The organism is Geobacter sp. DSM 9736 (assembly GCF_900187405.1).
Taxonomy (GTDB): domain Bacteria; phylum Desulfobacterota; class Desulfuromonadia; order Geobacterales; family Geobacteraceae; genus DSM-9736.
The window spans coordinates 1,021,418-1,045,754 of the sequence record NZ_LT896716.1 but is presented as its reverse complement, the minus strand read 5'-3'; the positions used below and the strand labels follow the sequence as shown (position 1 = coordinate 1,045,754).

19 protein-coding genes and 1 tRNA gene are annotated in these 24,337 nt (G+C 53.6%); 8 read left to right on the top strand and 12 right to left on the bottom strand.

The genetic code is table 11. The annotated features are described in order from the left end of the window. Positions 1-4 precede the first annotated feature (4 nt). The 11 genes from CFB04_RS04945 to CFB04_RS04895 all read right to left on the bottom strand — a co-directional run bounded on the left by CFB04_RS04945 (position 5) and on the right by CFB04_RS04895 (position 15,253). Positions 5-1,315 (bottom strand): permease, encoded by a 1,311-nt coding sequence (locus tag CFB04_RS04945; protein ID WP_088534234.1) that lies wholly within the window; start codon positions 1,313-1,315, stop codon positions 5-7. Further along, positions 1,312-2,922: an amidohydrolase family protein gene (locus tag CFB04_RS04940; protein ID WP_088534233.1), complete on the bottom strand. Its 1,611-nt coding sequence runs from the start codon at positions 2,920-2,922 to the stop codon at positions 1,312-1,314. Before CFB04_RS04940 ends, CFB04_RS04945 begins: the two co-directional genes overlap by 4 nt. 46 nt (positions 2,923-2,968) lie before the next feature. Then, a complete protein-coding gene (locus CFB04_RS04935) occupies positions 2,969-3,673 on the bottom strand; it encodes a YkgJ family cysteine cluster protein (RefSeq protein WP_088534232.1) in 705 nt (234 codons plus the stop codon). An 81-nt stretch (positions 3,674-3,754) separates the two neighbouring features. After that, complete coding sequence (gene pyrE / locus CFB04_RS04930; RefSeq protein WP_088534231.1) at positions 3,755-4,303, bottom strand: orotate phosphoribosyltransferase; 549 nt, start codon at positions 4,301-4,303, stop codon at positions 3,755-3,757. Between the two features lie 7 nt (positions 4,304-4,310). Next, positions 4,311-5,720, bottom strand: a complete 1,410-nt coding sequence (gene purF / locus CFB04_RS04925; protein ID WP_088534230.1) for an amidophosphoribosyltransferase — start codon at positions 5,718-5,720, stop codon at positions 4,311-4,313. Between the two features lie 48 nt (positions 5,721-5,768). Further along, positions 5,769-6,590 carry a phosphoribosylformylglycinamidine synthase subunit PurQ gene (locus tag CFB04_RS04920; RefSeq protein WP_088534229.1) on the bottom strand — a complete coding sequence of 274 codons (822 nt, stop codon included), beginning with the start codon at positions 6,588-6,590 and terminating at the stop codon, positions 5,769-5,771. Positions 6,591-6,751: 161 nt separating this feature from the next. Next, on the bottom strand, positions 6,752-9,748 hold the full coding sequence (locus CFB04_RS04915; protein WP_088534228.1) for a phosphoribosylformylglycinamidine synthase subunit PurS: 2,997 nt from the start codon (positions 9,746-9,748) through the stop codon (positions 6,752-6,754). Next, positions 9,748-10,830 carry a mechanosensitive ion channel family protein gene (locus CFB04_RS04910; RefSeq protein WP_088534227.1) on the bottom strand — a complete coding sequence of 361 codons (1,083 nt, stop codon included), beginning with the start codon at positions 10,828-10,830 and terminating at the stop codon, positions 9,748-9,750. Before CFB04_RS04910 ends, CFB04_RS04915 begins: the two co-directional genes overlap by 1 nt. After that, positions 10,823-12,118, bottom strand: coding sequence for an adenylosuccinate lyase (gene purB / locus CFB04_RS04905; RefSeq protein WP_088534226.1), 1,296 nt, complete (start codon positions 12,116-12,118; stop codon positions 10,823-10,825). The genes CFB04_RS04910 and purB overlap by 8 nt, the downstream gene beginning before the upstream one ends. An 81-nt stretch (positions 12,119-12,199) precedes the next feature. After that, a complete protein-coding gene (locus CFB04_RS04900; RefSeq protein WP_088534225.1) occupies positions 12,200-12,973 on the bottom strand; it encodes an MBL fold metallo-hydrolase in 774 nt (257 codons plus the stop codon). A 204-nt stretch (positions 12,974-13,177) separates the two neighbouring features. Further along, positions 13,178-15,253 carry an ATP-binding protein gene (locus CFB04_RS04895; RefSeq protein ID WP_088534224.1) on the bottom strand — a complete coding sequence of 692 codons (2,076 nt, stop codon included), beginning with the start codon at positions 15,251-15,253 and terminating at the stop codon, positions 13,178-13,180. A gap of 256 nt (positions 15,254-15,509) precedes the next feature. Here CFB04_RS04895 and gap point away from each other — a divergent pair, with 256 nt between their 5' ends. From gap to CFB04_RS04855, 8 genes are all read left to right on the top strand, one after another. Beyond that, the gene (gene gap, locus CFB04_RS04890; RefSeq protein WP_088534223.1) at positions 15,510-16,508 is read left to right on the top strand and encodes a type I glyceraldehyde-3-phosphate dehydrogenase; all 999 of its coding nucleotides are present in this window, start codon (positions 15,510-15,512) and stop codon (positions 16,506-16,508) included. Between the two features lie 90 nt (positions 16,509-16,598). Next, the gene (gene pgk / locus CFB04_RS04885; protein WP_088536709.1) at positions 16,599-17,798 is read left to right on the top strand and encodes a phosphoglycerate kinase; all 1,200 of its coding nucleotides are present in this window, start codon (positions 16,599-16,601) and stop codon (positions 17,796-17,798) included. An 11-nt stretch (positions 17,799-17,809) separates the two neighbouring features. Then, a complete protein-coding gene (gene tpiA, locus CFB04_RS04880) occupies positions 17,810-18,565 on the top strand; it encodes a triose-phosphate isomerase (RefSeq protein WP_088534222.1) in 756 nt (251 codons plus the stop codon). Between the two features lie 80 nt (positions 18,566-18,645). Continuing rightward, complete coding sequence (gene secG / locus CFB04_RS04875) at positions 18,646-19,026, top strand: preprotein translocase subunit SecG (protein ID WP_088536708.1); 381 nt, start codon at positions 18,646-18,648, stop codon at positions 19,024-19,026. A 73-nt stretch (positions 19,027-19,099) separates the two neighbouring features. After that, positions 19,100-19,186 (top strand) — tRNA-Leu (locus CFB04_RS04870). 673 nt (positions 19,187-19,859) lie between these two features. Beyond that, positions 19,860-22,199 carry an Ig-like domain-containing protein gene (locus CFB04_RS04865; RefSeq protein WP_157698718.1) on the top strand — a complete coding sequence of 780 codons (2,340 nt, stop codon included), beginning with the start codon at positions 19,860-19,862 and terminating at the stop codon, positions 22,197-22,199. A gap of 100 nt (positions 22,200-22,299) precedes the next feature. Continuing rightward, positions 22,300-22,659: a response regulator gene (locus tag CFB04_RS04860; RefSeq protein WP_088534220.1), complete on the top strand. Its 360-nt coding sequence runs from the start codon at positions 22,300-22,302 to the stop codon at positions 22,657-22,659. Positions 22,660-22,691: 32 nt separating this feature from the next. Continuing rightward, positions 22,692-23,552: a chemotaxis protein CheX gene (locus CFB04_RS04855; protein WP_088534219.1), complete on the top strand. Its 861-nt coding sequence runs from the start codon at positions 22,692-22,694 to the stop codon at positions 23,550-23,552. Between the two features lie 61 nt (positions 23,553-23,613). Here CFB04_RS04855 and CFB04_RS04850 read toward each other — a convergent pair whose 3' ends face one another. Then, a complete protein-coding gene (locus CFB04_RS04850) occupies positions 23,614-24,330 on the bottom strand; it encodes a DsbC family protein (protein WP_088534218.1) in 717 nt (238 codons plus the stop codon). Between the last annotated feature and the right edge of the window lie 7 nt (positions 24,331-24,337).

Sequence of the window (24,337 nt, the reverse complement as noted above, 5' to 3'; positions counted from 1 at the left end):
GCCGTCACGCCGCGACAAAGCTGAAGATGACGAGGAACAAAAGCTGACAGAAGCCGACGACCCAGCCGTTTCGAAGCATGGCCTTCATGTCCGTGGATTGGGCGAAGCCGAGGGAACTTGCCATGTTTGCGCCGGGGAAGACGAAGTTGTGGACTCTCGTGGCAACGACCAGCGCAAGGGACCAGGCAAGCATCGAGACGCCGTGGCCGGATAGAAGCGGGAGGAACATCTCATGGAGGAGCTTGAGGGTTGCCACGGTGGCTCCGCTTATGCCGAAGGCCCCGAGAAACCCTCCGGTGATGACGATGGCAGGCTTTCCCCCCATCTCCATGAAAGGCTTGAGCAGTGCGGCAAGGGCGGCAAACCCACCCGATTTCTCGATGAAAACTATGAAGGGGTCGAGGAGAAGAAAGAGGAGAAAAAGCCCTACATTGCCCGCCATACCTCTGACTACATGGCCAAGGGTGGAGGTGAGACTGAGTCCCCCCGTCAGACCGGTCGACAGCGAAAGGCCGAGCATGATCACCACGACGAATGCAGTCGGCGCTTTAACCGCAATGCCGTACACAACTGCCAGAGCAAAGGCGGTTATGAAGACAACCGTCGCCCTTCGGCTCTGAGGGGTCGGCTCGAATACCTGCACAGCTTCTTCGGTTTGATAGGGGGATGAACACCGCGTCCTGCGCTGTATCCGCAGGACCATGAACCAGGTAACCAGCAGCGTTATAAGGGCAACGGGGCCGCATACGTAGAGGAGCATTTCGCCGTAGCCGATTCCAGTCAGACCGAGCAGTGTGACTACGGGAGGCGTGAAGGGCCCGAGGATGAGGGCTTCTTCCCCCACTGCCTGAAATATCACCCCGACGGTGCTGCGGGAAAGACCTACCGCTGCCGCTACAGGCACGACGATGGGAGCTATGATCGCGTTTCCGCCTGCCATGGTTCCCAGCAGGCCCACCATGACCAGGCAGGCGGCCATAATCCCCAGGATAGCCTTTTTTTCCGAATCGACCCCAATAGTATGGATTATGCGGTGGACTATGGTGTGCGAAACCCCGGTTGCCGCGAGGACCTCTCCGAGGCCTCTGCCGAGCATAATGATCAGCCCCACGAGGGCAAGAAACGACCCCATACTCTTCGCAAGGGTTTCGCCGAACGAAATGAGCGTCTGATGGCTGAGGAGCGCGCCGAGTATCACACAGATAGCGGTCGCAGCAAGGATATCCACATCCCGGAACACCAGCACCAGGTACACGAGGAGTGGTGCAAGTCCAAGCAGCCCCCACCAGACACCACTTCCGGCCTCAAAAATCATCCCGTCTCCTCCTTTGCCTGAGGCTGGCGGCGCAGCACCCGCCCAATCCGAGGTCCGGTCAGGTTCCCATTCTCGATCACCGGGCGTCCTTCCATGTAGACATGAACTATGCCCGTAGAATAACGGTGTGGATCGACATAATCGGCAACGTCGGTGATCCGTTCAGGATCGAATATCGTAAGGTCGGCCACGTAGCCAGGCCTGATCAGCCCTCGGTCGGGTAATCCAATACGTCCGGCAGGAAGAGCCGTCATTTTGCGGATTGCTGTCGCAAGATCAAGCAGTTTCTTTTCACGAACGTAGCGGCCGATAACCCTCGGAAAACAGCCGTACGATCGGGGGTGCGTGGCGTCACCGGCAGCGGAGGCGGTGAGGCCATGTCCGTCGGAACCGACCGCAACCAGCGGGTCGGAAAGAATCGTAGCCACATCCTCGGAAGCCATACAGAAAAAGATGGCGCCCACTTCCCCCTGTTCCTCAAGGAGAAGTCTCATCACCGCATCTTCGGGAGAGCAGCGCCAGCAATGTGCAATGCTAGCGAGAGACAGGCCCGAGAGTTGTCTGTTCATTTCCGTCCTGCATGTAACGACTATTCCTTCGGCACCTTCCCGCTGTGCAATTGCAAACCCTATATCTGACCGTAGTCGTTCTCTCAGATGCTGGTCCGCAAGCCGCTGCAGGAGCATGGTGACTCCTCCTGCAAGCGCCCACGCTGGAAGCACGGCAGTGAGAGATGTAGCGGAGGCATCATATGGATACTGATCCGCGGCGATATCGATGCCCCGCTGCCGAGCTGAGGCAAGGAAGGAGAGAACTTCCGGTCCCCTGCCCCGGTTGTTCCTTCCGAGCGCCTTCAGATGGGAAACCTGCATCCGAACACCACTTTCGGCTGCAATGGCTGCTGCTTCCTCCAACGCCGCCATCAGCCCATCTCCCTCACTTCGGATATGGCTAGTGCAGAGGCCTCCGTAGTTGGCCACCATGCGCGCCAGCGCTATTAGCTCCTCAGTTGCGGCGTAGCTACCCGGGGGGTAAATGAGCCCTGTTGAAAGTCCCCAGGCCCCCTGCTCCAAGGCAACACGCAGCAATTCGCTCATAGCCGCTAGTTCGCCTGTTGTGGGAGCCCGGTCTTCCATCCCCATGACTGCAATTCGCAGAGCCGCATGACCCACGAGTGGAGCATGGTTGATCCCCGGCTTCACCCCTTCCACTGATCTCGCATAATTATCGAAGCTGCAGAAAGGGAGTGGTTCTTCGGGGAGGATGTATTCATGTACCTTCAGGTATTCCGCCAATTCCTTCCCGTGGGTGGAAGCCACCGGGAAAGCGCTCAAGCCGCAGTTGCCCGTTACCTCCGTCGTCACTCCCTGAAAAAGCTTGCTCTCCGCCCCATGGTGGCGGAAAACAGAAATATCAGAATGGCCGTGAATATCAATAAATCCAGGAGCGAGGACAAGACCCGAGACATCTATGCGCTCAGCTTCGGGTTCCCTCAGACAAGGACCGACTGCGGTAATGCGACCGCTCCGGACGGCCACGTCAAGTGCCTGTGGTGGACTCCCGGAGCCATCGACAACAGTAGCGCCACGAAAAAGGTAAGAATTCATTGTTTACCAATGATACCAGAATTTGCAGCTGTGCATGGTTGTCCCCTCAGCAGGGGTCGTTCGGTACTATGGGAGCGCTTGCGCCCCACACTTCCCAGTCGAAGGTTGCATAATCGATCATCAGCGCCGTAGGTATGAAGGTGTCCAGCTCGCTCAACTTTTTCTTTATGAGTTGTTGGGCAAATACCTGGAGCAGCGAGACTTCCTTCTGAAAGAAGCGATTGAAGTCGCCCCTTAGCTCCGGGCGCAAAAGTGGGGTGGACCCGGTAAAATTGAGGGTGCACCATTCTTCGTGCAATACCTCGCCGGAAAGATCCACCAGAGGCAGGCCATGAAGCCGGCAGGTCATTGGGCGATGGCTGTAGACCAGGCACGAGCCGTTCTCCCCGAGGAGGGGACAGGGAGTCTCATCATCATCGGGCATCAAGGTCTCCCAATCCGCCTCGGGGCGCAAGTTGAGGATATAGGGATGTGAGAACTCCGGCCAAAGGAATCGCAGATGCCTGAGCCGGTCTTGCGAACGCGCAAGCACTACTCTTCTCACCTCGTCGGGAAGCAGGTCGAAGCCCTGTTTCAGCAGGACTGCATCGAGAAGCGTTATGTCGAAGAGGCCGCGACAGCACTCACTGCACCCCTTGCGGCACGAGATCTCGTCCGCCGCCGCCTCCGTGCATACTGCAAACCACTTATCCACGGAAGCTAGGAGATCTTGATATGCGTTTATTATGGTGGCAAGAGATGAAAGATCCATCCGCTCCGCGCCCTCCAAAAGAAAAGGCGGCGAAACCGGTCGCCGCCCTTGGTGTATCAGGCTGTCGTTCTGGATTTAAACTCAGGCAAGCACATCTGACTTAGTGAATATGGCCTTGAGCCAGTAACCCTCCTGCTCGATATTCTCCCGACCACCTTCTTCCCGGTCGACGAGAGTTACCACTCCCAGCACCTTGAGCCCTTCTTCCTCCGCCCGCTTTATAGCCTTCATGGATGAACCGCCGGTAGTGACGACATCCTCCACGATGACCACCCTTGACCCAGGCTTGAAATTTTTTCTCCCCTCAAGCCAGGCTCCCGTGCCGTGCCCTTTCGGCTCCTTTCGAATAATGAAGGCAGGAACCGGCTTTCCTTCCAGGAAACTTACGAGCGAGGTTGCTGTGGCAATGGGGTCGGCGCCGAGGGTCAGTCCACCAACACCTTCCAGTCCCTCTACATCCTTAACCGCCTCAAAAAAAAGCTTCCCGGTCAGGTAAGATCCTTCCGGGTGGAGGGTCGTCTGCTTTCCGTCGAAATAAAAATCGCTTTCCCTGCCGGATGCCAGTGTTACCTTACGCTTCTCGTACGACAACTCCTTGATGATTTCCTTCAGCCTTTCCCGTTCCGTCATTAATCGTTCACTCCTTTTCGAAAAGTCCGAGCTGCGGCTCGGGGCCGAGCTTCGGGAATGTAACCGGGTAACCACCGGAAAAACAGGCACGGCAATAGTTGTCGCACGGGGCGCCTACGGCGTTCAGGAGCCCCTCCTCAGAAAGGTAGCCGAGGGAATCGGCGGTAATGTAGCGTCTGATCTCGTCGACCGTATGGGAGGAGGAAATCAGCTCCTTCCGGTTCGGAGTGTCGATGCCGTAGTAACAGGGGTAGCTGGTTGGTGGGGAGGAAATGCGGACGTGAACCTCGCTGGCACCGGCATTACGGACCATTTTTACGATTTTTCGGGAAGTGGTGCCCCGGACAATGGAGTCATCGATAACGACCACACGCTTACCGTTGAGGGCCTCGTGCACTGGGTTGAGCTTGATCTTGACCCCGAAGTGGCGGATGGACTGCTGCGGCTCGATGAAGGTCCTCCCTACATAGTGGTTGCGTATCAGGCCGAGTTCAAAGCGAAGTCCCGACTCCTCCGCGTAACCGAGTGCCGCCGGAACGCCCGAATCGGGCACCGGTATGACGATATCCGCATCTATCTTGTGCTCCCTGGCAAGCTGGCGTCCCAGTTCCTTTCGTACCATGTAGACATTTTTGCCGAAGACGTAGGAGTCGGGACGGGCGAAGTATACGAACTCGAAGATACATGGCGACGGCTGCACCTTGCGCAAAGGGAAATACGATGTAACTCCCTTCTCGTCTATGACGATGACCTCCCCGGGTTCCACGTCACGAATATACTCCGCCTCGATGAGATCCAGGGCGCACGTCTCCGATGCCACCACGTAGGAGCCGCCCAGTTTACCCAGACACAAGGGACGGAAGCCGTAGGGATCGCGGGCAGCCACCATCATCTTTTCGGTGAGGAATAGAAGGCAATATGCCCCCTTTATCCGCTGAAGCGACTCGACGATCCCTTCGATCAGCGAGCTGCTTTTGGATGCTGCGAGAAGGTGTACGATGATCTCGGTATCCATGGTGGTCTGAAAGATCGACCCCCATGCTTCCAGCTCATCCTTGATCATCTGTGCGTTGACGATGTTCCCGTTGTGCGCCACCGCGATGGAGCCGCGCGAATAATTGACAAGGATCGGCTGAACGTTCTTGATGACCGATTCACCGGTGGTCGAGTAACGAACATGTCCGATTGCGGACCTGCCGGGAAGGTACTTGAATACCTCCTGATTACCGAATACGTCCGCGACCAGCCCCATGCTCTTGTGCGAGTAGAGGTGCGAGCCGTCGGAAGAGACTATGCCGCAACTTTCCTGGCCTCGGTGCTGTAGAGCATAGAGCCCGAGATAGGTCAGGTTGGCTGCCTCTTGATGGTTATATATTCCGAAAATACCGCACTCTTCTTCAGGCCTGTATAGATTCATTTCTTGAAAAGACTCCTTGTGCGGCCCATTGGGCCGGCACTGAATGTTTTACAGAAGGTTTGCTCTAGCGTAGCGGGCGGCGTTCTTGAACAGCAGAAGGCCATCCCCCTCCTCCGGCAACTCTTCCCTTGTCCAGCGCGGATGGTTGATCCGGTGGACGAAGGCCTCCGGATGCGGCATAAGTCCCATGAGGAGACCGCTCTTGTCACAGATTCCGGCGATAGCATTGGCAGAACCATTGGGGTTGAGAGGGAATTCCATGGTCTCGCGGTAGTCGGAATCGGCGTACTTAAGAGGCGCCAGGTTTTCCCGCTCGATCCGCTCGAGGACTTCAGGACCTGCGACGAACTTCCCTTCGCCGTGCCGAACGGGGAGGTAAATCCCGCGTTCGATTCCTTGGGTGAAAATCGAAGGGGAAGCCGGGTCATTCTTGAGGTAGGTCCAGCGGTCCTGAAACCTGCCACAGTCATTGAACGTCAGAGTTGCCACCTGTGTGAGATGGTTACCGTCGAAAGCCGGCAAAAGCCCCATCTTGACCATCAGCTGAAAGCCGTTGCATACGCCGAGAATAGGCTTACCATCCCTTATAAACCGGAGGAACTGCTCGACCAGAGGCTCCGCATTGCTGGCTACGCTGGCATGCTTGAGCCGGTTGGCCTGCGCTTTGGCGCTACCGAGATCATCCCCGTCGAGAAATCCGCCGGTAAGGTTCAAAAAATGAAAATCGTCGAGACGGATGTCACCGGAAAGTAGCTCGGCAATGTGTGCAATAACCGCTTCATCGAAGCCGCCGAGCCGGCAGGCATGCGCCGCCTCGGTCTCGCAGTTCGTGCCGTTGCCGGTGATCACGATTGCTCGTAGTTTTGACATTCTTTATGCTCCAAAAGGTACTTGTTAGTTGGAATACGTGTGATGGAAAGTACATCCGTCAAAGACTCAGTTACCGAAGCGACATCCTATTGTGTCAGGATTGGGTTTAAGATGACACCTTTTTTTGCGGCACATCCTTGGCAATCCCCATTGTGCGAACACTATAAGTCCCGAAGCGGATCCTGCCATGCCTCCTTAAGATGCGCAAGCTCTGTCTTCACAACCGAGCCCCCGGACATCCCGAGTATTTCCAGTACAGGCTCCGTCGTAACTTCGCCGATAGCCGCGAAATCAGTGCCTGCCATGAATGTTTCGAAAACATTACGGAAATCGGGATGGACGGTCACAAGAAGCCGCGAGGCGGATTCGCTGAAAAGGAGCTGGGCGTCCCCCATTTCCTGGCGGTCCCCCCGCCACGGGATCTGCCGGAGGTCAATCTTCATCCCTAACCCACCGGCGAATGCGCTTTCCGCGGCAGCCACCGCAAGCCCGCCGTCGGAAAGGTCGTGGCAGGAGGCAACTGCCCCTGCCATTACCGCCCTATGATATGCGGTGTAGCGACGGTATGCAGATGCCGGATCGACGAGAGGAACTCTGTTACCAACGAATCCTGATTTTGCCAGGTATTCCGAGCCCCCGAGTTCCGCTGCGGTTGTACCGAGCATGTAGACAATATCACCCGGACGCTTGACGTCCATGGTGACGGCGCGCCTTGCATCCTCGATCTTTCCGATCACGGAAAACAGGAGGGTCGGAGGAATCGATATCTTGACTGAGCCGTCGTAAAAGTCGTTCTTCATCGAGTCCTTGCCTGAGATGAGTGGCAGGTTGTACGCAAGGCAGAGATCGTAGAGGGCTTGATTTGAACGCACCAGTTGGGCCATCTTATATGCCCCGTCAGGAGTCTTTTCGGAAAGGACCGGATCGCACCAGCAGAAGTTGTCGAGACCGGCCACCATGTCAAGAGAACCGCCCACCGCCACATAATTTCGAAGCGCTTCGTCAACAGCATTGGCAGTCATATGATAGGTGTCGATGTCGGAATAGCGGGGACAGATGCCATGGGCAACAACGACTCCTTCAAAGGAATCAAGGATCGGGCGCACCACCGCGGCATCGGAAGGGCCATCATTGGCGACTCCGGTGAACGGCTTCACGACGGAACCACCCTGGACTTCGTGGTCGTAACGACGGACGACCGACTCCTTGGAACAGATATTGAGGGATGAAAGAAGTTCCAGCAGTTCAGCCGTATAATCCTTTTTCACCTCTATTTCAGGCTCTTCATGCAGGGGCGGCTGCCATTTTGCCGGCAACTGCATCGGTGGAAGCCCCTCGTGCATGAATTCCATCGGAAGATATGCTACGGTGCGGTCGCCATACACGATATGAAAAATGCCGCTGTCACTGAACTCCCCCAGGACAGTAGCCTCGACGCCGAAGTTGCGTGCCATGGCGAGAAATTCTTCGATCTTCTCGGGCGGAACCGCGAGGCTCATCCGCTCCTGAGCTTCCGAAATGAGTATTTCCCACGGAGCGAGCCCCGGATATTTCAGGGGAGCCTTCGCCAGGTCCATCCGGCATCCGCCGCATTCCCCAGCCATCTCCCCCACCGAAGAAGAGAGCCCCCCAGCGCCGTTGTCGGTGATGAATCGGTACAGCCCTTTGTCTCTGGCGCGGATGAGAAAGTCGAACATGCGTTTCTGGGTTATGGGATCACCAATCTGGACTGCGGTGACTGGAGAATTTTCGTTCAATTCCTCCGATGAGAAAGTAGCGCCATGGATGCCGTCCTTCCCGATCCGCCCGCCGGTCATCACGATTAGATCCCCCGGCTCTATCGATTTTTCGAATCCGGGTTCGCCATTGATCTCGGCAGGCATTAATCCGGCAGTACCGCAGAAAACAAGAGGTTTACCCGCGAAGCGATCATCGAAGACAATCGACCCGTTAACGGTAGGGATGCCGCTCTTGTTGCCGCCATGTTCCACCCCTTCCACGACCCCCTCATAAATGCGGCGTGGATGGAGAAGGCGGCTGGGTAGCGGCTTGTCGTAAAAAGGATCGGCGAAGCAGAAGACATCTGTGTTGAATATGAGTTTCGCGCCTTTCCCGGTTCCGAAAGGATCCCTGTTGACCCCCACGATGCCGGTGAGCGCGCCGCCATAGGGATCTAGGGCGGATGGGGAGTTATGGGTTTCAACCTTGAAGACGAGGGACCAGTTGTCGTTGAACCTAATGACGCCGGCGTTGTCTTTAAAAACGGAAAGGCAGAAATCCCGGGCTCCCAGCTTCTCCCGAACATCCTTTGTGGTCCGCTGAATGAACGATTTGAAGAGGGAGTGGATCTCCTGGCGGTTGCCCTGCTCGTCCTCGTAGTGGACAGTGCCGGCGAATATCTTGTGCTTGCAGTGTTCCGACCACGTTTGGGCGAGGCATTCGAGTTCTACGTCCGTAGGTTTCCCCCCAAGCCCGTGGCGTGCCCGCTCTTCCCTGACCTTGGGGTCGCGGTAGTGAGCCTGGATGATCCTCATCTCGTCGATGGTCAGGGCTAGAACGCCTTCCCTGCTGATCCTCATCAGTTCGTCATCTGAAACCTCCAGGTCGATCTCCCGGACCGTCGCCGCTTCAACCGTCCCCGCAACCACCTTCGGCACGAAAGCAGGGATACCTCCCTGAGCCTTGAATTCGGCCGCAGATATCACGGTGAAACGCTGGATGAGGGTGTTGCAGAGGAGTTTCCGCGCGATGGCATCCGCGTCCTCGCGGAGGAGAGCTCCCTTCAAGAGATATTGGACGGAGGTGTAGACCCCCTCCCCTGGCTGAAACGGCCTGCCGGTAATGTATTCGATTGCTTCCCGCGCGGTACGGCCGACATTGTCGGTTACCCCGGGACGGAATCCGACCTCCACGAGAAAGTCGAAATCAGAAGCGGCAGGAGCATCTATTGACCATGTCTGGATAACCGGATCTGAAAACGGACCTGAAGCAGCCTGTGCCAGTTCGGCATCCGTAAGTTCCGCGTCAACCGTGTACACCTCAACAGTACGGACACCGGCCACCGGGTAATGGAGAAAATGTTCGATCTCGCGCTTGATACGTTCACCACGTGGGTCCAGAACATCTTCGCGCAATGCTACTTCTATTCGGCGAACCATCATAGTTCCTTTTCTATAATGACCGTTCTGGTCGGATAGGGAATGACAATTCCCTCGTCGCGGAAACGGTTCAGGATTTTTGTGTTGATCATGTCAGTGATCGAAAATACCTTGGTCTGGTCCTCCGCCCAGAAGGTCAGCGCCATCTGGAGGGCATTATCCCCAAAGGCCGTCAGAAAGGCTGCGGGGGCAGGGTCATGCAGCACCTCCGGCAACTCCATGGCCGCTTCAACGAGCAAGCTCTTCACTTTCTCCACATCGGTTCCGTAAGCGACTCCGACATTCACCCTCCCCGTCCCTCTCACGTTGGGGAGCGAGAGATTCAAAACGTTGCTGTTGCAAAGTGTGGAGTTGGGAATGATGAGGTAAGTGTTGTCAAGGGTTTTGAGCTTCGTGCTGCGCAGGCCGATATCCACGACGTCCCCTATCAGGTCGCTTCCCGGCTTGATCCGGTCACCGATACGGAAAGGACGGTCCAGCATGATCGTGAACCCTGAAATCATGTTGGCAAGAGTGTCCTTGGCAGCCATGCCTATTGCAAGGGAGCCGATGCCGAGAGCGGTAACCAGGGAAAGGATGTCGTAATTGAAATGCTTGAGAGTGATGATCAGCGCTGTGCCGACAAGAAATATACTTATCAGCTTCTCGACCAGCGGGATCACCTGGCGGGTAACATCACCGCTCTCGGCTTCTGAAAGACGCCCGGAATACCATTTGAGGGTCTCGTCCGCAGCCCGATAAGCCACATTGGTCAGGATGACCATGGCTGCGACGAAAATAGTTCCAGAAGCTATTTTCAACAGCCCGACTGGGAGCGGAAGAGACCTTAGTGAGTAGTGCAGCCCGGCAAGAATGACGAGCAGCGAAGCCGGGGGGATGACACGTTGCAGAATCCTGTCGTCCAGATCCGTCGAAGTGAAGGATGTAAGTCTTCCCCCCCAGGTGGCAGCAACCCTGCGCAACACTCGCGCGGCAATCCAGAACGCCGAGAGGATGAGTGTCGCAACCAGCAGCTCCTTGAGCCAGAAAAGGTAGAGGTTGTCCCCGGGCTGTACCCGGTAAAGCTCGATGAAGCTATCCACCAAATACCCTCGTGAATATTGTATCCACGTGCTTCAGATGGTAGTTGAGGTCGAATGCCTCGCGGATATCCTGTTCGGAGAGGAATGCACGTACGTCTGCATCGGCCAGCAGCTCTTCCATCAGATCCTTCTTCTGCTCCCACACCTTCATCGCGTTACGCTGGACCAGTTCATATGCACGCTCTCGGGAAGCTCCTGCCGTGGCCAGCTTGAGCAATACCCGCTGGGAGTTGAACAATCCACCCATCAAGTTCAGGTTCTTCAGCATGTTCTCCGGATAAACCACCAGGTTCTCGATCAGGCCGATGGTCCTGTTCAGCATGAAGTCCATGAGTATAGTTGCATCCGGTCCTATCACCCGCTCGACCGAGGAATGGGAGATATCCCTCTCGTGCCAGAGAGCCACATTTTCCATGGCCGATACGGCATAGCCGCGGATAAGCCTCGCCAAACCGGTAAGGTTCTCCGAAAGGACCGGGTTCCGCTTGTGGGGCATTGCCGACGATCCCTTCTGCCCCTTGCTGAAGAACTCCTCGGCTTCCAGCACTTCAGTCCGTTGCAGGTGGCGTATCTCCACTGCAAACTTTTCGATGGAAGATGCGACAATAGCGAGTGTCGAAAAAAATTCGGCATGCCGGTCGCGCTGAATTACCTGAGTAGAGCAGGGAGCCGGCTTCAGGCCGGCCTTTTTACAGACATACTCTTCCACAAACGGCTCGATATTGGCGAAAGTGCCGACCGCACCTGAGATCTTGCCGTAGGCGATGGTTTCACGGGCTGCTTCCATTCTTCGAAGATTCCGTTTCATCTCGTCATGCCATAGCGCCATCTTCAGGCCGAAGGTGACCGGCTCGGCATGAATGCCATGGGAACGTCCGATCATAGGGGTCACCTTGTGTTCGAAGGCCCGCTTCCGGATGACCTCCATAAGCCGCTTGATGTCATCGATGATCATGTCGGCCGCTTCGGCAAGCAGCATCGCGAAGGAGGTGTCGAGCACATCAGACGAAGTGAGCCCGAGGTGAACGAAACGTGAATCTTCGCCGATGTAGTCGGACACTGACGTTAGAAAAGCGATTACATCATGCTTTACGACCTTTTCTATCTCATCGATCCGCTCAACGTCGAAAGAGGCTTTACCCTTTATCCGCTCCACCGCATCGCTTGGGATATTGCCGAGTTCTGCATGGGCCTCGCATGCATAAATCTCGATATCCAGCCATTTTCGAAACCGGTTCTCCGGTTCCCAGATGCGGGCCATTTCTGCGCGGCTATAACGTTCGATCACTGAATTATTACCTCCTGCTATACATTCGTTAAGGATAATCCTGCCGGAATCGCTTCAACCAAAGCAACATCCCGGGGGTGGCTATGCGGTGACTACCTGACTTACCCGGTACTGATTCCCGACGACCAGTCGGGGAGAACATATGCTCTGGCCCGAGAGGAAAGCTTCGGCAACTCCCAGGGCAACAGCGGGATCATTGTTTACTTCCGAAAGGTGGGCAAGAAATACCGCTTCAAGCCCTGGATGAATGAGATCATCGAGCAACGTAACGGAGTCAATGTTCGAAAGGTGACCATGACGGGACTTTATCCTCTGCTTGAGGTGCCACGGGTAGGGACCCTTTATGAGCATTTCTTCGTCATGATTCGATTCGATAACGAGCATCCGTGAGTTTTTCAGTTTCTCTCTCACGAGGGCGGTAACGCACCCCAAGTCGGTTGCGATTCCGATTCTCCCTTCGGAGCTTTCGATGAGAAAGCCAACCGGGTCGCACGCATCATGCGTAATTGGAAAAGGATCGACCTGAATATCCTTCAGGCCGAATGTGTACCCCGATTCGAATTCTACCCTTGGAGCTTTTCCCCCCAGTACCCGCTCGCTTTCTCTGCAGGTGGGATAGCTGATGAATAGCGGCACCTTGTATTTCCTGGCCAGAGTGCCGGCTCCACGGGTGTGGTCGGAGTGCTCGTGACTTATGAGAATAGCATCCAGGTCCTCTCCGCAGACACCGATCTGTGCCAGCCGGCTAGTGATTTCCCGAGCAGAAAGTCCGGCATCCACTAGCAGCCTGGTGTCGCCGGTTTCCACAAAGATGGCGTTCCCCTTGCTGCCGCTGGCGAGCAGACACACTCGCACGTTTCCTCCTGATCCACGGCTGCAGTATCCGGTCACCCGGGTGCAGCGTACTCTTTTTCGATTACATGAGATTGATGCGACTTCCAGAGAAATCAAGATACGCTAGGGGCAACCTGCCCCTGCCTAGGAGAACATAGCAGGTTGGGACATCGGAAATTTATACAGGATTCGGGGGGGAGATTCAAGGCAAAACTGGACCTGGAATTATCGTAAGAGGTTCATGTAATCAAGCGTCGCATCACCCAGAAGTGGGTTCAATGGAAGTAGGATATGGAAGGAGGAGCCGGGGTATTTCACGGGGTTGTACCCGGGGGATTCAACCCATACTTCCCCTCCGTGCATCTCTACAATGCCCTTCGCGATAGCGAGTCCCAGCCCTGCCCCTTTCGCCTTGAAGGCTACCTTGCCGGAGCTGTGCTCCTCTATTTTGCCGACCTCGTAAAACTTTTCGAAGATCCGAAGCTGGTCCTCAAGATCTATTCCGATGCCGGTGTCCCTGACCACTATCTCCACATAGAGATGATGCTCCTTGCCGATATTGACAACCTTCGGCACCGCCTCGGATTCCTGCTGCCGGGTCCGCAACAGGTATTTTGCACTGGACGTGACGGTAATTGTGCCTCCATCAGGAGTGAACTTAATGGCGTTCCCTAGAAGGTTTGAAATCAGCTGTGTCAGGCGGAGCCTATCACCCCGTACAACCGGTATCGAATCATCGAGCTGCAGATTCAGATGCTGGTTTCGCATCATAAAGAAGAACCGCAGCTCGCCGGCTGCGGCTTCGATGATGCTGTTCATGTTTACATCATCGAGCTTCAACTGCAGCTTCTTCTCGTCAATCATTGAGACATCTACCATATCCTTGACAATGTTATCGAGACGTGAAGCTGCGTTAGCTATATTTTCCACCATTTCGACCACGGTCGGCTCCATCTTGTCCGCCATGTCGGTGAGAATAAGCTCCGCATATCCCATGATCACTGTGAGCGGTGTCTTCAGCTCGTGCGATGCCAAGCCGAGAAAGGAATCCTTCATCTTGTTGAGCCTTGCCAGATCGGCGGCACTTTTCCCGAGGTTGTTGAGGATCTCTCGTTCCTTGGTGATGTCACGGAAAATTGCCTGCACCAGTGCCTGGCTCTCGCTCCGGATGCTACTGATGTTGACTCGCCCAAGGACTGCTTCCCCCCCTTTTTTAACAAACTGCATTTCGTCGGCAAGATGCCTCCCATTCAGACCCTCACGAAATATCTTGTGGATCCGAGGAACATTCTCGATGTTCAACAGAAGGAGAAGCTTGGTCAGGGGCAGGCCTACGACTTCTTGTGCGGTGTACCCGAAGAAATCCTCCGCCATTTTGTTGACCATTTTGACCTGCTCGTCGCCACCTACGACTAGGATGGCGTCGCTGGAATCCTCCATGAGCGACTTGTAAAGATCTTCCGATCGTTCAAGCTCAAGGCTCAGCTTTTCGAGCTGCTGATAAGAGGTCCTAAGTTTCTGGTGGGTCCCTTCAAGCTCCTTGTAATTCTTCTGAATCTCCTCCTCACGATATTTCAGAGATTCCGACATGAAGTTTATGTTCTTTGCTAATTCACTGAATTCGTAAACCTTCACCTCTTCGATTCTCGTATCGAAAGATCCTTCCGAGATCTTCTTCACCCCATGTAAAAGCGACGATATCGGCTGGATGATACTCCTCTTGACGAATATGATGACTAGCGTGAAGGCAACGAGGAACGAAAAAGCCAGTATAAGTAGCGAACGGAGAACGATGGTCTGGACCCGCGACGTCACCTCGCTTTCGGGAAAACCGATATGAGCAACTGCAACTACTTTACCCTCAGCAGTCCTGATAGGAGTAACGGTATCGAAGAAGCGGTCGCTTCCGCGCCTTATAACCCTGACCTGTTTAGCTGAATCTGACCTGACAGATTTGACGACATTTTCAAATCGCAGATCCCTGAAATCCGGATCGTTCAGGTAGAGCACCCTTCCCTCAGCATCCGTAATAATGCAGTAGTCGCCCAGAGGTGGATTGCTTTCAACCACCTCGCGGCATTTATCGTTGATTTCAGGAATATCCCGGACATCGATGCCGAGCCGGGTGACCTTTTCCACATTCCCTTTTAGTGCTGCTCCGAGACTTTGTGAGCTGAAAATGAGAGCATGCAGGTAGTCTCTGCGGTAGGCGGCGATATCCATTCCGGTGTTCGCCAGAATTGTCAGGAAGAGGATGAGGAATGCGAAGAGAATTATTCTTTTTTCGAGTGTGTTTTTCATGTCAGGGAAGGATTCTCTCCAGTAGCTGTTGAAGAGCTGCCCCTACTGAAGGGGCGACAGGTCATTATAGACACACAGCTCCTGGTAGGCTATAAAAATGTTGGTGCGCCCTGCTGCCCCTGAGGCTTTGGGACGATTACCTACTTTTCGGAAACTTGTTGACGTCCCATTAATATTTTGTTTATATGTCCAGCCGTGCTGGACAGCAGAAAGTTTTGCTATAGAATTTATTAACTAAAAAAGTGAGGAGGAGAACATGGCATTGCGAGTAGGCATCAACGGTTTCGGCAGGATCGGCCGCAGCGTTATCCGAGCTGCTGCCAAGGCGAATGACCTTGAATTCGTAGCTATTAATGATTTGACGGATGCGCAAACCCTGGCGCACCTGCTTAAATACGATTCCATTCACGGAATTTATCCGGGAACGGTCGAGACGAAGGGAAACGAACTGGTTGTTGATGGAAAACCGATCAAAGTTCTTGCTGTAAAAAATCCGGAAGAACTCCCCTGGAAAGAGCTGAAAGTCGACGTGGTGCTTGAATCGACCGGCCTATTCACTTCCAGGGAAAAGGCCGACCTCCATATCAAGGCGGGAGCAAAGAAAGTAATCATATCAGCCCCTGCAACCGGCGAAGACATTACCATAGTCATGGGGGTCAATCACAACCTCTACGATCCGGCCAAGCACCATGTAATCTCCAACGCCTCCTGCACGACCAACTGCCTCGCTCCCGTCGCAAAAGTCCTCCATGAGAACTTCGGAATTGAAAAAGGTCTGGTAACTACTGTCCACTCGTACACGAATGATCAGCGAATCCTCGATCTTCCTCACAAGGACCTGCGCCGGGCAAGGGCTGCCGCTCAGTCAATGATACCGACTTCCACCGGTGCCGCGAAAGCCGTATCCCTCGTCCTTCCCGAATTGAAGGGCAAGCTCGACGGTATGGCCATCCGCGTCCCCACTCCCAACGTCTCGGTGGTGGACCTTGTAGCAACGTTAAAGCAGCCTACAGACGTTGAGAAGGTTAATGCGGCTCTCAAGGCCGCAGCCAACGGCCCGCTCAAAGGCATTCTCGGATTCGAAGAGCAACCGCTTGTGTCAATAGACTTCAATGGCAATCCTCTCTCCTCCATCGTTGACGCCGCCTGCACGAAGGTTCTCGACGGCAACATGGTCAAGGTCCTTTCCTGGTACGACAACGAAACCGGGTTCTCCTACCGGGTGGTAGATCTCATCAAGCTGATCGGCGCCTGATCGTAGCTCCGAAAGGGGGGATTGAATCCCCCCTTTCTCATTTCAGCTCATCCGAAGCTCTGCACTGCAAAACCCTTTCGGAGGATTACCATGGCAATTCAGTACATCGATCAGATCGAAAACCTCAACGGCAAGAAGATATTCATGAGGGTGGACTTTAACGTTCCCCTCGACGATAACCAGAACATTACCGAAGACACACGCATCCGTGCGGTCCTCCCTACCATAACCTATGCTCTCGACCGAAAAGCCAAGGTGGTCCTGGCTTCCCATCTCGGCAGGCCAAAGGGTGAGCGAAAATCCAAATATTCGATGGCTCCAGCAGCAGAAAGGCTATCCCAATTGTTGGGCAAGAAGGTTACCCTGGCACCGGACTGCATCGGAGATGAGGTTGCAAGGCTGACAGATGCCATGCAACCGGGCGACATAATCATGCTGGAGAATGTTCGCTTCTATCCCGGCGAAGAAAAGAATGACGAAGAATTTGCACGAGCTCTCGCCGACGGTTGTGAGATCTACGTGAACGACGCCTTCGCCGTTTCCCACAGGGCACATGCGTCCGTAGAGGCAATCACACGGTTCTTTCCAGTCGTGACAGCGGGCTTTCTCATGAAAAATGAAATGACCTACTTCGAGAAGGTCATGACGAACCCTGTCCGTCCTCTCGTAGCCATTCTGGGTGGGGCCAAGGTGTCCGGCAAACTGGAAGTTCTGGAAAGCCTTTGCACAAAGGTAGACAAGATTATCATCGGCGGGGGTATGGCCTTCACCTTTCTCAAAGCGCTTGGTAACAATGTAGGAAAATCCCTGGTCGAAGAGGAACTTATCGACACGGCGATGAGGGTGCTCAATATGTCGCGTGAGAGAGGGATCAAGTTTCTTCTCCCTGTCGATTGTGTCGTCGCAGACCGATTCAGCGCCGACGCAGAGACAAAAATAACCACCGTCCAGGAGATACCCCAGGATTGGATGGCCCTCGACATAGGACCTGCATCGGTAAAGCTCTTCAGCGATGAGTTAAAGGACGCGGAGACTATCGTCTGGAACGGCCCGATGGGGGTATTCGAGATGGATGCATTTGCCAAGGGAACGTTCGACATGGTTTCTGCCGTGGCTGATTCAAGTGCAATCACCATTGTCGGAGGTGGTGACACCGACGTGGCAGTTCAACGTGGCGGGCAGGCAAGCAAGATCAGCTACATCTCTACTGGCGGAGGAGCGTTTCTTGAACTTCTCGAGGGGAAAAAGCTCCCAGGCATAAAGGTATTGGAAGAGAAGGGAACGAAGTAAAGGAGATCATCATGAGAAGGCCAGTGATTGCCGGAAACTGGAAACTATTCAAATCAAGCGTTGAGGCCCGTGAGCTTGTAGGTTCGCTCCTCCCGCTTGTAAACCGTACAGATACCGTCGATGTGGTGGTTGCGCCGGTCTTTACCGTCCTCGCCACCGTTCGTGATCTTGTGCAGGGAACGAACATCCGTCTTGCAGCACAAGATTGTTTCTGGGAAGAGGAGGGAGCTTTCACAGGGGAAGTCTCTCCCAAAATGCTTGTTGATGCCGGCTGCAGCCATGTCATCATCGGCCACTCTGAGCGGCGTCAATACTTCGGTGATACCGACGATACGGTCAATAAGAAACTCAAGGCCGCACTCGCCGCAGATCTGATCCCCCTATTCTGCGTAGGTGAAACGCTTGAGGAACGGGAAGCGGACAAGACCTTTGAAGTGATAGGACGTCAGTTGAAGAAAGGTCTGGCTGGAATTCACGATGACCTCGTCTCCCGCATCGTAATAGCATATGAACCTGTATGGGCGATCGGCACCGGGAAGACTGCGAGCAACCAACAGGCACAAGAGGTACATGCCTTTATCAGAAGCGTACTCTGCGAAACGAGGAGCCGGACCATCGCCGAGTCTACTCGGATTCTTTATGGCGGCAGCGTCAAGCCTGAAAACATCAGGGGGCTCATGTCACAGACCGATATTGATGGCGCTCTTGTGGGAGGTGCAAGCCTTAAAGCTGAATCCTTTGCCTCCATTGTTAACTATGGAGGCTGATGAGCTATTGTCTTTTTTTTGCTGATGTGGTAGAAGTACCGCTTTGCACACAGCCATGTTCAGTCGGAGGAATGCGCAGCATGACCGTCTTACTTGTAATTCTTCACATTGTGGTATGCATAGCCCTGATAGCTGTCGTCCTTCTTCAATCCGGGAAAGGGGCCGAGATGGGAGCTTCCTTCGGGGCAAGCGGCAGCCAATCGGTATTCGGAGCCGGAGGTGGAAACACCTTCATGAGCCGGGTGACCACTGGTGCCGCAATCATCTTCATGCTCACCTCCTTGACGCTGGCCTACCTTTCGGGACAGTCCGGAAGCTCTTCGATTATGCGGGGGGTCAAACCGGCAGAGAAGGCTGCACCGAGCCAGTCGACACCGCCTGCCACCCCACAGGCAGCGCCCAAAGCCGAACAGCAGCCGACACCGCAAGCGCCGGCCGCACCGACGGCACCTAAAAATTAACCAACCGGCAATAAACGGTTGACACAAACAAGAGGTGATGGTAAAAAGTTACTTCTTGAAACGCAGCAGCAATGCGGTAGTGGCGGAATTGGTAGACGCACCAGCTTGAGGGGCTGGCGCTCGCAAGGGCGTGATGGTTCGAGTCCATTCTACCGCACCAAATAAAGAAGAGGCTCCCGGTTAAAACGGGAGCCTCTTTTGTTTAAGCTCAGCAGTATCTATCCCACCTTAGGATGAATTTTTCAGACTCATCCCCCTCCTGTTAATCTGTATGATGATGAGATCTACCCGCGAAAAAGCTTGCCTTATACCCCTGCGAGAACGTATATTTCCGAAGTACCTCATCAAGCAGATGCTAACACGTGGATAGGTTCGTGGGTAATCGAGTCCGTGTCATATCAAACGCACTTTTTCTTGCTCTCTGCATATTTTCCGCTACCCATTGCCTAGCAGCGCCCCTCACCGCCTTCTCAACAACCGATGAGCCTCCGGCGAAACCTCCTTCCCCCATCATATTATTTGACGGGATTGCGGAGAGCTCCCATTACAAAGACTCCGTTCGGCCCACAATCTCGGTCAGCCAAGGAAGAATTACCAGCATCGTTCTCAATGACAAACCGTATGACTCGTCACCTATACACGATGAAGGTGATTATGTTTTGCGGGCAGTAGCCGTTGGAGATAACGGTAAAGAGGTTGAACAGACTATCCGCTTCACGATCGATTCTTCCCCTCCTGTCGTTACAGTTCATAACGTCGAACACAATAGGTTCTATAGCCGCGACATAACTCCTCGTATTACAATCAGGGACAGAAACCTCAAGAAGAAGACAATGCTGCTCAATGGGCATGATTTAGCACCCGATACCGCCATCTCCGGTGAAGGTCGCTACTTGTTGGATATTTCAGCGGAAGATACCGCTGGAAATGCAACCCAGCTTCACATTGATTTCTTAATCGACACCACGCCACCTGCAACATCGATGAATGCAGCCCCCCATTATTCGGACAATGAAGGTACTGTGTATGTTAAAGGAGATGCCCTTGTAACGGCTACAGCAGAAGACACCGGTATGGCAGCATCGGATATTTCCGGAATCGAGTGCCGCCTCGACGGCACCGGTGATTGGCTTCAATATCGCGCACCCATAAGTCTTTCCGGTCTCAGCGATGGCATGCATACGGTTTATTGCTTCTCGACCGACCGTGCAGGCAATCGGGAGAGTGAGCAAAAGTTTTCTTTTATTGTTCAGAACTCAGCGCCCGTCACTGCCCTCACCCTTTCTTCTCCGTACCGGGTCGGATCTGATGAAATATTTATCGCATCGCCATCAACCATTTTCACCCTTTTTGCCTCAGGCTCTGCATCCGGTATAGCCTTGACAGAATACCAGATCGACGAAGGGCCATGGGAGCAGGCAACTCGTTTCAGCATCGGCAGCGAAGGTACGCATGTTGTTCGCTTCAGAAGCACCGACAAGCTTGGGAACAAGGAGACACCCAAGACCCTGCGAGTGCTGATCGACGCGAAACCACCGGCAACTTCGATATCAGTCGGAAATCCCAAGTTTGAAGCCGCGAATAACAGGATGCTCTATGCATCTCCTCTCACCAGCTTTACGTTAAGCTCCAGCAACCCAGTTGCCGGAGTCGGAAGAACCGAGTACCGCATTGACAACAGAAGATGGACCGAGTACAAGCCTTTTACAATCGAACCGGAAGGAAAACATGTTATCGAGTACCGCACCATCGACGCCATCGGTAACGCTGAAGTATCGAAAAGCCAGCATGTAACGGTCGATGCTACCCCCCCGGTTACCACTGCACTTTTGGATGGCAAAAAAGCCGAACCGGGAGCAACAATTTACCGCAAAGGTGACACCAGCATCAGCCTCACTGCGACAGACGCTTTATCAGGCGTGCGGCTGGTTGAATATCGAATAGGAAGCGGACAATGGCGGTCCTTCGAGCCTTTCCGGATCACGCAGGGCGACCGACAGGACATCTTCTATCGAAGCATAGATAACGTAGGAAATAGCGAAGAACCGAAAAAAATAACTATTGCTCTGGACAAGACCCCTCCCGCCACAAAGCTGGAGGTCGGATCTCCGAAAATGAAGAAAGACGAGATGCTCCATGTTACGACCAGCACTCGCTTTACACTTCATGCTACAGACCCGGAGTCAGGCATCTCATCTACCGAATACCGCCTGGACGGCGGGGAATGGAAGCCATACGCCCCATTTACAGTCACCCCCCCTGGAAAACATCTTCTGGATTTTCGCAGCACTGACAACGTAGGCAATCAGGAACATCCGTATTCGGTTCTGGTGACGGTCAATGATACTCCTCCTTCCACTTTGTTACGTCGGACCAGTGAACCGGCACCGGTCAAAGGAAATGTGTTCCTGCAGGACCGGGAATCTTTATCCCTACAGGGGATAGGAACGCCCTGGGAGGTGTCGAAGACGGAGTACCGGTTGGGAGACGGGAGCTGGATGGAGTACAGCAAACCCTTGACCTTCTCGGAAGAAGGTAAATTCCTTCTACATTTCCGCTCTAAAGATAAAGGCGGAAATGAAGAGCCGGTACAAACCGTTTCCGTAGTCGTGGACAAAACACCTCCTCTCTCTGAGATGGGTATCGGGACACCGAAGCGTGAACTCGACGGGGTAATGCATATCGAAACAGAGACGGTTATTACCCCTACGGCGACAGATAATCTTTCGGGCGTGCGCGCGATTCATTATCAATTGTCGGGACATAGCGTCGAAACCGACGGCGTACCATTCAGTGTCGTTTCAAAGGGGGACTATGTGCTTACTTATTGGAGCCTGGACAGATCGGGCAACAGTGAGATTCCACGCTCTGTACGATTGACTGTTACCCCTTCCCCTAAAAGATTCGCTGCAGAAGATCTCCTGCTGGGAAATGAGTTGGTAGAAACAGTGCACGATTCCACCCAGGAAAAGGTGGTTGCAAAGGCAACTCCCCCCCTCGACCCTTCTTCCCCTGCCGAACCCTTACCCCCCTATGATGACAGAGAACTTAAAAATCCTCCTGATGATTTCGCTGTCGTTCCCGTCGAGCAACAAGAAAAAAGGAACCCTCTTCTGAAATTTGTGATGGGGATAGCTCAAGCTCTCCTCATACTGGGTGTCATGCTCTTATAGCAGTACCTCCATATTGCTATCCTTCTTAAGATTTACTGTAATAACCCGATATAAACAACATTAACCAGTTACGGGGAAGGCATCGACAGGAGGATGGAGTATGAAAAAGGTTCTTATTGTTGACGACAGCATTTCAGTAGCACGTCAATTGGAAAAGATCATCTGTGACAGCGGCGAATTCGAAGTGGCTGGTCACGGGAAAAACGGACTGGAAGCCATCAAACTTCACCAGACGTTACACCCTGACATCATCTGCATGGACATGAACATGCCGCAAATGGATGGTATCACTGCTCTACGTAGCCTGGTGGCTCTGGACCGGGAGGTCAAAGTGGTCATGATTACATCCTTGGGGGGGGTCGGCGACAAATTTACCGAATGCATGAAACTGGGAGCAAGGAGCGTTATCTCTAAACCCTTTGAAGCGGAGAATGTCCTGAGTATTCTGCGTACACTGTAGTTCCGCAATTTTTATGCGTGAAAGGAACAGTCATGGCTGTTAAGTTCTTTGGTCAGTTTCTGGTGGAGAAGAGGATAGTTTCAAGAGAGTCATTGCTGGAGGCGATTCGGCTGCAGGAATCCGTAAACCTCAGTTTTGGCGATCTAGCCATTGCCATGGGATACATGTCTCAGCAGGATGTGGTTCGTGTCAATCAAGCCCAACGGAGTCAAGACGAACGGTTCGGAGATCTGGCCGTCAAACTAGGTGTGCTCACGGAAGACAGGCTCCAGCAGGTGCTTGTACAACAAAAGAGCACACATCTCTACATAGGCGAAGCGCTCGTCCGCGTCGGTGCACTTAGCGAAGCCGATCTTCCCCGGCACCTTGAAGATTTTAAGGAGGACCAGGCACCGTACATGACAGAACGAGTGAAGATTCCCAGCGGGACTCCTCATCCTGAAATGTGCGAAATTATCGCTGACCTGACATATAAAATGCTCACGAGGGTTGCACGTCTCACGTTTCGCCCTGAGCAATGCCTTCTATCCCCTAATCCAGCACCGAATGATATAGGCGCAGTTATCACCTTCTCAGGAGACATACAGGCAAGGTATCTGTTCACCATTTCCAGGTTCGCCCAGAAGAAGCTTGCAGCGGCAATGCTGAATCAGGCAGATGTGGGGGAAGAACCTCAGGAGATTCTTGATGACACTGTCATGGAGTTCATAAATGTCGTATGTGGAAACATAGCGGCGAGGGCAGCACAGTTCGGGAAAAGGATGGAAATAAATCCTCCGGAAATAGTAGCAGCTCCCGAGATGGTCAAGATCGAGCCCGGGGAAACTGGATTAAGCTTTCCCGTCTGCTATACCGATGGAGAACATTCCGAACTATATATCACCATTAGGTAGCAAAAAAGGAGGAGCCACCCGGCTCCTCCTCTCTTTTCTCTACAACCTTTTATCACGGTGGCTACTTCGCCCCCTCCTTTAAAAGCTGCTCAATCTGTTTAGTATCGGCACCTACTACCATTTTTCCATTTATAAAAAAGGTTGGGGTCCCCTGAACACCCAATTTCCTTGCAAGTGCGATGTGTTCCTGGGCAAGAGCTTTGATGGCTTCATTCTGGACAGGAGCAGGAAGCGGCAGTCCTTTTTCCATCATCTCGGAGTAGGCTTGCGCCTTGTCAGCCGCATTAAGAATGTAGTGTACTTTTTCTATGGCAGCAGGATGGGCAAACGGGGCAAAGAAGACGTAGCGGGTAACACCGGTTTGCATCTTTAGGAATTCAGAAGCCTTTCTGCAGTAAGGGCAATCCGGATCGGTAAACTCTATTACGACATTTTTTCCACTACCCATCTTCACTGCTTTTTCGAGCGGAAGATCCTTTATCAGTCTTTCACTCAGCTGTTTTCTTTTCTCAGCTGTAAGACTTAGCCGGTCTTTCGTGTATATCTCGCCAGCTAGAATGTATTCCTTGTCAGGATAAAAATAGAGAATATTCTGCCCCGATACCACCTCGTAAAGACCAGGAATCTCACTAGGCTGAATGCTGTCGAAGGCTAGCTGCGGAAAGGCTTTGCGCAGGGCAGCTTCGGGCTTTGCGGGATCGGAAGCAGCGTTCGCCACCTGTCCGAAGACCAGCACCCCTGTAAGCACCAAATTTGTTAGCAAAAACCGATTCTTCATGTCCACC

Coding starts and splice junctions, on each gene's coding strand:
- CFB04_RS04945 (WP_088534234.1), bottom strand. CDS start 1,315: ATGATTTTTGAGGCCGGAAGTGGTGTCTGGTGGGGGCTGCTTGGACTT.
- CFB04_RS04940 (WP_088534233.1), bottom strand. CDS start 2,922: ATGAATTCTTACCTTTTTCGTGGCGCTACTGTTGTCGATGGCTCCGGG.
- CFB04_RS04935 (WP_088534232.1), bottom strand. CDS start 3,673: ATGGATCTTTCATCTCTTGCCACCATAATAAACGCATATCAAGATCTC.
- pyrE (WP_088534231.1), bottom strand. CDS start 4,303: ATGACGGAACGGGAAAGGCTGAAGGAAATCATCAAGGAGTTGTCGTAC.
- purF (WP_088534230.1), bottom strand. CDS start 5,720: ATGAATCTATACAGGCCTGAAGAAGAGTGCGGTATTTTCGGAATATAT.
- CFB04_RS04920 (WP_088534229.1), bottom strand. CDS start 6,590: ATGTCAAAACTACGAGCAATCGTGATCACCGGCAACGGCACGAACTGC.
- CFB04_RS04915 (WP_088534228.1), bottom strand. CDS start 9,748: ATGGTTCGCCGAATAGAAGTAGCATTGCGCGAAGATGTTCTGGACCCA.
- CFB04_RS04895 (WP_088534224.1), bottom strand. CDS start 15,253: ATGAAAAACACACTCGAAAAAAGAATAATTCTCTTCGCATTCCTCATC.
- gap (WP_088534223.1), top strand. CDS start 15,510: ATGGCATTGCGAGTAGGCATCAACGGTTTCGGCAGGATCGGCCGCAGC.
- pgk (WP_088536709.1), top strand. CDS start 16,599: ATGGCAATTCAGTACATCGATCAGATCGAAAACCTCAACGGCAAGAAG.
- tpiA (WP_088534222.1), top strand. CDS start 17,810: ATGAGAAGGCCAGTGATTGCCGGAAACTGGAAACTATTCAAATCAAGC.
- secG (WP_088536708.1), top strand. CDS start 18,646: ATGACCGTCTTACTTGTAATTCTTCACATTGTGGTATGCATAGCCCTG.
- CFB04_RS04865 (WP_157698718.1), top strand. CDS start 19,860: ATGCTGCTCAATGGGCATGATTTAGCACCCGATACCGCCATCTCCGGT.
- CFB04_RS04860 (WP_088534220.1), top strand. CDS start 22,300: ATGAAAAAGGTTCTTATTGTTGACGACAGCATTTCAGTAGCACGTCAA.
- CFB04_RS04855 (WP_088534219.1), top strand. CDS start 22,692: ATGGCTGTTAAGTTCTTTGGTCAGTTTCTGGTGGAGAAGAGGATAGTT.
- CFB04_RS04850 (WP_088534218.1), bottom strand. CDS start 24,330: ATGAAGAATCGGTTTTTGCTAACAAATTTGGTGCTTACAGGGGTGCTG.